This window comes from Peribacillus sp. NPDC097264 (genome assembly GCF_050277925.1).
Classification (GTDB): domain Bacteria; phylum Bacillota; class Bacilli; order Bacillales; family DSM-1321; genus Peribacillus.
In genome coordinates this window covers 19,051-31,156 of sequence record NZ_JBNNSR010000007.1, presented here as the reverse complement: position 1 = coordinate 31,156, position 12,106 = coordinate 19,051, and the positions used below count along the sequence as shown (strand labels likewise).

6 protein-coding genes are annotated in these 12,106 nt (G+C 43.4%); 5 read left to right on the top strand and 1 reads right to left on the bottom strand.

The annotated features are described in order from the left end of the window. The first annotated feature begins 13 nt into the window (after positions 1-13). The 3 genes from lepB to addA all read left to right on the top strand — a co-directional run bounded on the left by lepB (position 14) and on the right by addA (position 7,994). Entirely contained in the window at positions 14-577 is a 564-nt protein-coding gene (gene lepB, locus ACQKL0_RS12335) for a signal peptidase I (protein ID WP_427688107.1), read from the top strand. A gap of 188 nt (positions 578-765) precedes the next feature. After that, a complete protein-coding gene (addB, locus tag ACQKL0_RS12330) occupies positions 766-4,260 on the top strand; it encodes a helicase-exonuclease AddAB subunit AddB (RefSeq protein ID WP_427687885.1) in 3,495 nt (1,164 codons plus the stop codon). Then, on the top strand, positions 4,257-7,994 hold the full coding sequence (gene addA, locus ACQKL0_RS12325) for a helicase-exonuclease AddAB subunit AddA (protein WP_427687883.1): 3,738 nt from the start codon (positions 4,257-4,259) through the stop codon (positions 7,992-7,994). Before addB ends, addA begins: the two co-directional genes overlap by 4 nt. 69 nt (positions 7,995-8,063) lie before the next feature. Here addA and ACQKL0_RS12320 read toward each other — a convergent pair whose 3' ends face one another. Next, on the bottom strand, positions 8,064-8,843 hold the full coding sequence (locus ACQKL0_RS12320) for a class I SAM-dependent methyltransferase (protein ID WP_427687882.1): 780 nt from the start codon (positions 8,841-8,843) through the stop codon (positions 8,064-8,066). A 334-nt stretch (positions 8,844-9,177) separates the two neighbouring features. Here ACQKL0_RS12320 and trpB point away from each other — a divergent pair, with 334 nt between their 5' ends. Next, positions 9,178-10,341, top strand: a complete 1,164-nt coding sequence (trpB, locus tag ACQKL0_RS12315; RefSeq protein WP_427687880.1) for a tryptophan synthase subunit beta — start codon at positions 9,178-9,180, stop codon at positions 10,339-10,341. Positions 10,342-10,840: 499 nt separating this feature from the next. Next, positions 10,841-12,100, top strand: a complete 1,260-nt coding sequence (locus tag ACQKL0_RS12310; protein ID WP_427592184.1) for a S8 family peptidase — start codon at positions 10,841-10,843, stop codon at positions 12,098-12,100. Positions 12,101-12,106 lie beyond the last annotated feature (6 nt).

Genomic DNA, 12,106 nt, shown 5'->3' with positions numbered 1-12,106 from the left:
GGGGTTGGGGAATCTGAGAAAATCAAAAAAGCATTCAGTATCCGACTGGATAAAATCAGGCATGATAGCCTTTATCATTTACATCTTGATCCGTACCTTTTTCATTTCAAGCTATACCGTAGAAGGGGAGTCCATGCAACCTACACTGGGTGAAGGCGATAAACTCATTGTAAATAAAGTGAAATACCAAATCAGCGATATCAATCGATTTGATGTTATAGTTTTCCATGCGCATGTCGGGGAGAATTATGTAAAACGGGTAATAGGTGTTCAAGGAGACGATATTCGTTATAAGGATGATTGGCTTTACATAAACGGTAAGAAAGTGCCTGAACCTTACCTTGATCATTTAAAGGTAGGATATCCGGGCCAGGATTTTACGGGTAATTTTACATTGAAAGAATTGACGGGCAAATCCATAGTTCCTGATGGCAAGCTTTTCGTTATGGGTGATAATCGACTCGAAAGTGAAGATAGCAGGCACCTAGGTTATATTTCAATAGATAAGGTAGTAGGCAAAGTCGATGTAAGATATTGGCCAATACAAGATTTTAATGTGGATTTTATAGGTGAATGACTGTGGGAGCCCTCTATAGGAAGGGCTTTTTTTTGAAAGGAATACGAACGTATGGTTGGTTTTCGTCGTTAGAAAGCGGTAAACTATAGGGAAAAGAGACATAATTGGAAGAAGAATCGTGTCAAAAAATAGACAGTATTTCTGGTATGATAGGTCTAGAGATATTGAAATAAAAAGGGGGGAAACAGATGTCACTCCGGTTTTTAATTGGAAGGTCGGGCACAGGTAAAACATCGAAGGTATTGGATGAAATCCGCAACGGGCTAATGGAGAATCCTGAAGGGAATCCGATCATCTATCTGGTTCCTGATCAGATGACATTTTTATCAGAATATAAATTAATTAAGACGCCGGGACTCGAAGGAATGATTCGGACGCAAGTATTCAGTTTTAGCCGGCTTGCATGGCGAGTTCTCCAGGAGACAGGTGGCATGAGCCGAATCCATTTGGACAGTGTCGGCGTTAATATGTTGATACGGAAAATCATGGAGGATAAAAAAGATGAATTGAAAATGTTCCGCCGATCAGCGGACAAGCAAGGATTCGTCTCCCAGATGGAGCAGATGCTTGCCGAATTCAAGCAGTACTGTTTCCAGCCGGGTGATATTCGGAGGTATTTGGACGAAAAGTCACCGGGTGGTGGTGGAGTACAAGATAAATTATCTGATCTTGAGCTCATTTATCAGTCATTTGAGGATGAAATGATCGGAAAATATTTAGATTCAGAGGATTATTTCACTTTACTGATAGAAAAAATGGCAGAGTCTTCGTATATAAAAAATGCAGATATCTATATAGATGGTTTTTACAGTCTGACGCCACAGGAATTAATGATCGTGGAGGAAATGATGAAGCTATGTAAGAGTGTGACCATCGCATTGACGCTCGACCAGCCTTATAGGCAATTTGCGCCGGATGATCTGCATTTGTTCAGGCAAACGGGAAATCTCTATAACCAACTTTATCAAGCGGGACAAAGAACGGGGGTCTTTATCGAAGAGGACCACATTCTGAACAGCACGGCGAAGTTCAATCGAAATCCTGGGCTGAAACACCTTGAAACATATTTTGCGCTTCGTCCCGCACAAAAGTACGATCAGCCATCTGGTGTAACGATTGCTCAGGCCGTTAACCGAAGAGCGGAGATTGAAGGGGTGGCTCGGAACATCCTGACGCTTGTCAGACAAGGTCAGTGCCGTTTTCGCGATATTGCGATTCTAATGCGAAATGGGGATGCGTACGAAGATATCCTCCAGACGGTCTTCCGTGATTATCAAATTCCGCTTTTCGTGGATTCCAAGCGGACGATGCTCAATCACCCATTGATTGAGCTGATCCGGTCGACACTTGAGATCATCAATGGGTTCTGGCGTTATGAACCGGTCTTTCGTGCCATTAAGACCGAACTTCTATTTCCCCTGCAACAAAGTCATGACAGAATGCGCGAACAAGTAGACAAGCTTGAGAACTACGTGCTTGCCAGGGGAATCAAAGGGGCTGGATGGACCACAAAAGATCGTTGGACCTACCGTCGATTCCGTGGATTGGAGCTTGAGGACCGTCCCCAGACGAGTAAGGAAATGCAACTGGAGCAAGAGCTCAATGATTTGAAACACCTATTTACAGAGCCCATCATTAAGCTATCAAAACGGGTGAAGAAGTCGGCGAATGGAAGAGAATTATGCGAGGCCCTTTATTTGTATTTGGAAGAATTGCATGTACCGGAAAAATTGGAAAAGATGAAGCTTGAAGCAGAAGAGGATGGCGATCTGGTGTCAGCCAGGGAACATGAACAATCGTGGAATGCGGTTGTTGATTTGCTTGATCAATTCGTGGAACTGTTAAGTGAAGAGGAAATCTCGATGAAACAGTTTGCAATCATTATAGAAGCAGGTCTGGAATCATTGGAATTTTCCTTAGTGCCACAGGCAATCGATCAAGTCCTTGTCGCTAATCTGGACCTGTCCCGATTGGATGACGTGAAGACGGCTTTCGTCATTGGCCTGAATGAAGGGGTCTTACCAGGAAAAGCCGTTTCTGATGGAGTGTTTTCCGATAGTGACCGCGACATGCTTTTGGCGAGCGGGCTTGATGTTGCTCCAAGTTCAAAAGTTCGTCTTTTGGATGAGGAATTCACGGCCTATAAAGCCTTCACTACACCTTCGGAATCCCTTTATTTATCTTATCCACTCGCTGATGAAGAGGGAAAATCCCTTCTCCCGTCCTCTTATTTAAAACGAGTGAGGGATGTATTGCCGCATGTGAACGAGGCTTTTTATATGAACGATCCATCTGATCTGCCTGCCGGGGAACAGGTGAAATATGCAGCGAACTCAGAAGTGGCCCTGTCTTATCTGGCTGCGCAATTACAGTTGAAAAAACGGAACTACCCAATCCATCCGCTTTGGTGGGATGTCTATAATTCCATCATGGAGGACGAGACGGTTGGACCGACAGCCACAAAGGTGCTATCGAGTCTTTTTTACCAAAATAAAACCATGAAACTATCAGAGGAAACGAGTAAGCAATTATATGGCGAAACCATTCTGACTAGTGTATCGAGAATGGAAATGTTCAATAGCTGCCCGTTTTCCCATTATGCCGCACATGGCTTGAAACTAAGGGAACGACAGGTTTTCCGTTTGGACGCACCGGATATCGGTGAGATGTTCCATGGGGCGTTAAAAATGATTTCGGATTATTTAAATGAGCATGATATCCCGTGGTCTTCTTTGACCAAGGAGCAATGTTTGGAGTTGGCTAGGAAAGCGGTGGAACAGCTTGCACCAAAGCTCCAGAATCAAATCCTGCTAAGTACGAACCGCCATCATTACTTGCGCAGAAAGCTGGAGCATGTGATTGGCCGGGCTTCGATTGTCTTGAGTGAACATGCCAAGGTTAGTGGGTTTGCCCCAATCGGTTTGGAACTGGGCTTCGGAAAAAATGGAGAACTGCCCCCACTTTCGTTCACTTTGAAAAATGGGACGAAAATGGAATTGATTGGTCGGATAGACCGTGTTGATAAGGCCGATGAGGATGAGGGTGGCGTCTATTTGCGTATCCTTGATTATAAATCGAGTGAAAAGGAATTGAACATGAGTGAAGTCTACTATGGGCTTGCCCTGCAAATGCTGACCTATCTCGATATCGTCGTTTCACAATCCCAATCGCTTATCGGTAAAGAGGCGATTCCAGCCGGCGTCCTTTATTTCCATGTTCATAATCCGGTCGTGAAATCAAAAGGCATGCTTAGCTTGGATAAAATCGATGAAGAAATTTATAAGAGTTTTAAAATGAACGGCCTAGTATTAGATCAAACCAACGTAATCAAGATGATGGACACGTCCCTTGATATAGATACTTCCAGTAAATCGGATGTCATACCTGCCGGATTTAAAAAAGACGGTTCTCTTTTAGCAGCCTCTAAAGTGGCCAGCCGTGAAGACTTCTCCTTGCTTAACCAGCATGTTCGAAAGGTCTATCAAGAGTCAGGTGACCGAATGGTCGACGGGGATGTTGGCATAACCCCATATAAAATGAAAGAAAAAACGCCATGTACTTTCTGTTCATTCAAATCCGTCTGCCAATTCGATCAGTCGCTCGAAGAGAATCAATTTAGGAATTTGCCACAGAAAAAGCAAAATGATGTTCTCGATTTATTAAGGGGGGAGGGTGAAAGATGAGTAAAACGATGATTCCCGCCATTCCTGAAGGCGTGACATGGACAGAAGAACAATGGAAAGCAATTTGGGCGAAAGACCAGGATATTTTGGTGGCCGCCGCTGCAGGCTCCGGGAAAACAGCGGTGCTTGTCAACCGGATTATCCAAAAGGTCATATTGGAAGATAATCCAATCGATGTGGATGAGCTATTGGTGGTGACCTTCACGAATGCATCAGCCGCCGAAATGCGCCATCGAGTTAGTGAAGCATTAGAAAAGGAAATCAATGAAAATCCCCATTCACAGCATTTGCGTAAGCAGTTAAGCCTGATTAACCGTGCGTCCATTTCCACGCTTCATTCTTTCTGTTTAGAAGTGATCAGGAAATATTACTATTTGACGGATATTGATCCTGGATTCAGGATTGCCGATTCCACGGAAGCGCAGCTTCTGCGCGATGAAGTGATGGAAGAACTTTTCGAGGAGCAATATGGCCAAGGTGACAATGAAGCATTCTTTAAATTGGTCGATGCCTTTACAAGCGATCGAAACGATGATGCACTGCAAAATATTGTCCGGTCATTGTATGATTTCTCCCGTTCGAATCCAGATCCCGATCAATGGCTAAATCATGCAGCCCAGATGTATGATCTGGCGGAAGGGGCAGGGATAGATGATCTTCCATTTATCGAGTCCCTACAATTCGATATTGGTTTGCAGTTGGATACGGCAAAGGATTTGTTGGAGCAATCTCTAGAATTGACAAAGGTTCCGGGTGGTCCTGCTCCAAGGGCAGAAAACTATTTAGCCGATCTTGATTTGGTCGCGAAACTGGCCCGCGTGAAAGATTCTTCCTGGAATGCTCTTTATGAAGAAATTCAAAACGTGAAGTTTGGAACGGTAAAGCGTTGTACGGGAGAAGATTTTAATAAGGAAATTGTGGATGAAGCCACGAAGCAACGTGATAAAGCGAAGAAAATTATTAAATCTCTGCAAGAAGAGCTTTTTTCACGTAAGCCTGAAAGCTATCTACGTGATATCCGGGAATTGAAGGGGTATGTCGATACACTCATCATGCTCGTAAAACAGTTTGAACAAAGGTTCTTTGCTGCAAAGTCCGAAAAGAACTTGGTCGATTTTGCCGATTTGGAGCATTATTGCCTTGATATTTTGACGGGTGAAACCATAGATGGGGAACGCACGCCGTCAGAGGCCGCCATTGAATATCGGAATCAATTCAAAGAGGTGCTTGTCGATGAGTATCAAGATACGAATCTAGTTCAGGAATCCATTTTAAGATTGGTGACGGCAGATGGTGAATATAGTGGAAATCTGTTCATGGTGGGCGATGTTAAACAATCGATTTACCGTTTCAGGCTTGCTGAACCGAATTTGTTCCTTGGAAAGTATGCGCGCTTTACCCATGATGGCGCTGATTCGGGATTGCGAATTGATCTAAACCGTAATTTCCGGAGCCGGAGAGAAGTGCTTGATGGGACGAATTTCTTGTTTCAGCAACTAATGGGGCTGACTGTCGGTGAGATTGATTATGATGAGGATGCGCAATTGAAAAAAGGTGCGCCATATCCCGAAGATAAGGAATATCCCATTGAACTTCATTTAATTGATGGAGCAGCAGATACAAGTGAAGCCGGACAGGATAACGAGGATTCAGAGGTAGGTTTTGAAGCCGAGGAATTGGAAAAAGCGCAACTGGAAGCTAGGATGATGGCGAGGCTCATAAAGCAGGCCATAAACGAGAAACAGCAAATCTATGATACGAAAACCAAGCAATACCGTTCTGCAACATACCGTGATATGGTCATTCTTCTTCGTTCTTTGCCATGGGCTCCGCAAATTATGGAGGAATTCAAGAAGCAAGGGATTCCTGTCTATGCCAACTTGTCCTCTGGATACTTTGAAGCTACCGAAGTTGCTATCATGATTTCTTTATTGAAAGTAATAGATAATCCGCAGCAGGATATCCCATTGGCATCCGTTCTCCGCTCTCCGATTGTAGGAATGGATGAGGAGGAAATGTCTCAAATTCGTTTATACCACACAGGTACGTATTATGAGGCGTTAGCCGATTTCTATAGGAAGGGTGACCCGGATGAGCATCCGGACCTATATCGTAAAGCTTCTACCTTTTATAAAAAGCTGGTGAAGTGGCGGAAACTGGCTAGACAGGAAGCGTTGTCGGATTTAATTTGGCTTTTGTACCGCGAAACCCAATTTTACGATTTTGCTGGTGGAATGCCGGGCGGTAAACAGCGCCAGGCCAATTTAAGGGCCTTGTATGATCGGGCCAGACAATATGAAGCGAGTTCATTCCGTGGGCTCTTCCGTTTCTTGCGTTTCATCGAAAGAATGCAGGAGCGTGGAGATGATTTAGGTGCGGCACGGGCTTTAGGTGAACAGGAAGATGTCGTCCGCCTGATGACGATCCATTCCTCAAAGGGATTGGAGTTTCCGATTGTATTCATTGCAGGCCTTTCGAGACAATTCAATATGATGGATTTGCGGAAGCCATATTTATTGGATAAGGATTATGGATTTGCGGCGAAGTATGTCAATTCCGAGTTACGGATAACGTACCCATCACTCCCACAGCTCGCTTTCAAGAAAAAGAAACAGTTAGAGTTAATTGCCGAAGAAATGCGTGTTCTCTATGTAGCGTTGACGAGGGCGAAGGAAAAGCTCCATCTGATTGCCAGCATAAGTGATGCCGAAAAAACACAGCAAAAATGGATAAGTCAAGCAACGCATGGAGAATGGCTCCTGAAAGACCATGCGCGGGCAGGAGCTAAAAGTTACCTCGACTGGATTGGTCCATCCCTTGTGCGTCATCGTGATTTTCAGGGCTTTACTGGGTTTGGTTTTGATATGGAATCCCATCCGTCAAATTGGTCAATCTCTGTCATTCCAATGGAGGAATTGACTGTTCTGGATGAGGAAGAAGCTATTTTACAGGAGCAATTGCTGGAACATGTTCGGAAATCCGAAAAGGTGGACTTGGAATCTGAGTTTGTCGATGCTGTTAAGGACCAACTGAACTGGGAGTATGGGGAACATGAGGCGACTGTGCATCGATCCAAGCAGTCCGTTTCAGAGTTGAAGCGTCAATATGAGCTGAGAGACGAGCAGAGTTCTACTGAGTTATTACGTAAATTCAAGAGCCCGATAACGAAACGCCCTGTCTTCATGCAAGAAAAATCTCTGACACCCGCTGAAAGGGGAACGATTACGCATCTAGTCATGCAGCATATCGATTTGACATCGGACATCACCATTCCCTCCATTGAGCGATTACTCGTTGACTTGATTCAGCGCGAGCTGTTGACTGAAGAACAGAGAGAAGCCGTGAATCCGGAAACGATTATCGATTTCTTTGAAAGTGATATTGGAAAGAGGCTGCGTAAGGCGCCGACAATTCGACGTGAAGTACCGTTCACGATGTCACTTCCAGCTAAAGAGGCTTATAGTGATTGGGAAAAGGGTGAAGAGGAAGTCTTGATCCAAGGTGTCATTGATTGTATTTTTGAAGATGAACAAGGCCTTGTTCTGCTGGATTATAAAACGGATGCGATAACTGGACGTTTTGCTAGTGGATATGAAGGTGCGAAAGACATTCTTGCCGACCGTTACCGTATGCAATTGGAACTTTACACAAGAGCGGTTGAAGGGATTTTGAATAAAAAAGTGACAAGCCGTTATTTATTTTTCTTTGATGGCTCGCACTTATTGGAAATGTAAAAGAGAAAGGGGGGGTCTGCAGCTGAGGGACACCCCTTTTTTTGAATGGCTGTTTTCGTAGGTAGGTATTTAGAAATTTCTTACACCAATTACACGTAATCTTTTATAATCAGCTACCCAATTTCCGTCTTTATACAAAGTATCTTTTAAATTATTCTCAACGTTTGTAATGATATCTTTTATCCTATGTTCAGGAACATCATCAAATAAATGATTACCAAACATAGCAATCCAATTTTTCAGCCCTTTATCTCCGTCCAATTGTGTCGGCCTATCGTAGTGTTGAGCAAAGGTTACTCTAAATCCTACCTCTTCCATTAAAGTTGCGTATTCAGCAATACTAGGATAAAACCACGGGAATTTTTCTTTTTTAAACGTTATCCCTTCTCTTTCGATTTGTTGAATGATTTCATCTGTTATGATTTGAACGTTTCCTTTTCCTCCGAACTCAGCTACAAATCTTCCCCCTGCTTTTAAGCTGTGGTAAATACATTGTAGGGCTTGGATTGGTGGTTTTACCCAATGAAGAGTTGCATTAGAGAATACAGCATCAAATTCGCTATGGAAGTCTAATTCTACTGCATTTTGAACCATGAACTTTATTTTTGGGTATTTGTGTCTTGCTTGAGTAATCATATTTTCTGAGTTATCTATACCAACGATATCAATACCGAAATTAGATAATTCATTTGCTAAATCACCCGTCCCGCAGCCTAAGTCAAGAATTTTTTCACCTTGCTTTGGTGCTAATAAATCTACTAAGTCCTGACCATACTCAGAAACAAATGAATGCTTTTTATCGTATAAATCTGCATTCCAGCTATCATTCTTATTTTGAAGTGTTTTCAAGTTAATTCCCCCTTTGTCAATATGGATATATTCAGTAAATTAATTATACATGAAAGAATAAATGAAAGTTAATGATGAAATTTAATTGCCACAATGGACATAGGCTAACCCTTCGTTGAAGCGTGTTTCTCCACTTGCAGTAAATGCATCTTTCATTTCTTCCTCTTCATCGGAGAAGAATTCGTGTTTTGGCAAAACAGTAAAGTTAGCCTTTACGTCTTTCCAAAACGACCATTTTTAGGTATATATACAAAAGAATTTGAGAAAAAGCGGTTCGTTCACGTATACTTGAATTGTAAAATAAAATAGTGCATGTAAAGGAGAAGAGTTGAGTATGACGAGAGAACAGACGAGCAGAGGATACTTTGGAGATTTCGGTGGTAGTTTTGTACCTAAAGAACTTCAAGAAGTAATGGATAATTTAGAAGCGGCTTTCATGAAATATAAGGATGATCCTGAATTTAAAGAGGAGTTTCAATACTATTTAAAAGAATATGTGGGAAGGGAAAATCCGTTGACCTTTGCACAAAATCTAACAAAAAAAATAGGCGGTGCAAAAATTTATTTGAAGCGGGAGGACCTGAATCATACGGGCGCTCACAAAATCAATAATGCCATTGGGCAAATACTGCTCGCTAAACGGATGGGGGCAAAGCGTATCATTGCAGAAACCGGAGCCGGACAGCATGGTGTAGCGACTGCGACGGCTTGTGCGATGTTCGGCTTGGAATGCGTCATCTATATGGGCAAGCTGGATACGGAACGGCAGGCATTGAATGTATTTCGAATGGAATTGTTAGGGGCTAAGGTCATACCGGTGGAAAAGGGCCAGGGCAGGTTAAAGGATGCGGTCGATGAGGCGCTGAGTGACTTGGTTCAAAACTATGAAAATACGTTTTACCTCCTGGGTTCTGCTGTCGGGCCTCATCCTTATCCTTCAATCGTCAAGTATTTTCAGTCCATCATCAGTGAAGAATCGAAAAAACAAATCCTTGAAAAGGAAGGGAAACTGCCAACGGCAATCATTGCGTGTACGGGTGGTGGAAGTAATGCCATTGGTGCTTTTGCTCACTATATCGATGACGCAGAGGTTCGTTTGATTGGTGTAGAACCCGCCGAAGCCCCGAGTATATCTCAGGGAGTTCCAGCAGTGCTGCATGGATTTAAAAGTTTGACGTTATTGGATGAGGAAGGGGAACCACAGCCGACTTTTTCCATTGCGGCAGGCTTGGATTACCCTAGCGTAGGTCCGGAACACAGTTTCTTGAAGGAAAGTGGCAGGGCCGAGTATCTAACCATAAAAGGGGAGGAAGCGCTCGAAGCCTTTCAAGTACTATCCAAAACGGAGGGAATCATCCCGGCGCTTGAAAGTTCGCATGCCGTTGCGTGTGCCCTGATCTTGGCAAAAGAACTATCAAAGGATGACGTGTTGATTGTGAACTTATCAGGACGCGGCGATAAAGACGTTGAGCAAGTATTCAAGATGCTGAGTGAATGATGTATAGAGACAAAAGGGTTTCGGGATGAATTCGTCCTGAAACCCTTTTTAATTTGCTTAAAGATTGAGAGTCCAAGAGTTTTACCTACATATGAATCGTTTGAAGAAGCATCGCCGCCACCCGAATTTGTTGTTGAAACAAGGTCGAGAAGCTATTTAGTGTTGATGAATGATATGAATCTTTTGCCCTGTCTTTTCTCTATCAAAATAATTCGGCTAAGATCTACATAGGTATTTATTCTATTTTCATTCTTGACGATAAGATTTCTGAATATTTTGTCGTATTTAGTCTTATCACATGTCTTTCAAAGTGAGGAGTCTAGACTAGTAGTCCGATTATTTGTGCGGAAAGCAGGTGGCTTTACCTATATTTGTCCTGTAGTGTAATTGAGTGTTTCGACTGATAGTTAATTAATGGCAAATTAAAATAAAATAGTTTTACAGCTTGAGAGCTTCATACATAGCAAATACAAAGCGAAAGCGAGAGAGGGGAAACGGGATGAAGACTGGAAAAAGGATTGGAATGGCTATGCTGTGTTTCGGGATGAGCTTCTCCATTTTTGCCAATGGAGCGGATGCCAAACAAAGCGAGAAGGTACAAAAGGAAGATATTCGCGTTTACCTAAAAGGGTCTGAGAATGAGATAACGCAAGCCAAGAAGAAGTTTGGGCATGAGCGGAGTTTTGGAAAGGAAGGCTTTACGGCAAACGTAAGCAGCGAAGAATATGAAGCGTTGACTAAGAATGGCAATCTAGAAGTTGAAAAGGTAAACAAGTATACAACTGCGCAAACGGTTCAACCGACTAGCCAGGCCACGACTGCTGCGGTTCCGTCCGCGAGAACGCCATGGGGCATCAAGGCTATCTACAATGATTCGTCCATCACTAAAACATCGGGGGGAGACGGTATTAAAATCGCAGTGTTGGATACTGGAACAACGGTTTCCCATACGGATTTGTCAGCAAATGTGGAGCAATGCAAAGATTTCACTACCTCATCCACATACACCAATAACTCTTGTACAGACAGGGACGGACATGGAACACATGTATCCGGAACTGTCTTGGCAAACGGTGGCTCTGACGGACTTGGGGTATATGGAGTGGCTCCTGAAGCCGAACTTTGGGCATATAAAGTACTGGGTGATGATGGTTCGGGATATTCCGATGACATCGCGGCAGCTATCCGTCATGCAGCCGATCAAAGTGTGAGCACAGGGTCTAAGACCATCATCTCGATGTCCTTGGGTTCAAGCAGGAAAGATTCCTTGATTTCAAGTGCAGTGGACTATGCTTATGGCAAAGGTGTCCTGGTCATTGCGGCTGCCGGAAACAGCGGATATTCAGCGAATACAATCGGTTATCCAGGAGCTCTTCCCAATGCAGTGGCTGTAGCGGCTCTTGAAAATGTTCAGGCTAACGGGACATATAGAGTGGCTAATTATTCTTCCAGAGGGAATCCGAATACGGACGGAGATTATGTGATTCAGGAAAAAGATGTCGAAGTATCAGCTCCGGGTTCAGCCATTGAATCAACTTGGCTAAACGACGGCTATAACACTATTAGCGGAACTTCGATGGCAACACCACATGTTTCAGGGTTGGCGGCTAAAATCTGGTCCTCTAATAAGAACCTGACTAATGCGCAGGTGCGAGCTCAATTACAAACAAAAGCAAAAGCTTATGACATCAAGGGTGGATACGGTGCAGCGACTGGTGATGATTATGCATCCGGTTTTGGATTTGTCCGTGTAAAATAACGGAAC

Coding starts and splice junctions, on each gene's coding strand:
- ACQKL0_RS12310 (WP_427592184.1), top strand. CDS start 10,841: ATGAAGACTGGAAAAAGGATTGGAATGGCTATGCTGTGTTTCGGGATG.
- addA (WP_427687883.1), top strand. CDS start 4,257: ATGAGTAAAACGATGATTCCCGCCATTCCTGAAGGCGTGACATGGACA.
- trpB (WP_427687880.1), top strand. CDS start 9,178: ATGACGAGAGAACAGACGAGCAGAGGATACTTTGGAGATTTCGGTGGT.
- addB (WP_427687885.1), top strand. CDS start 766: ATGTCACTCCGGTTTTTAATTGGAAGGTCGGGCACAGGTAAAACATCG.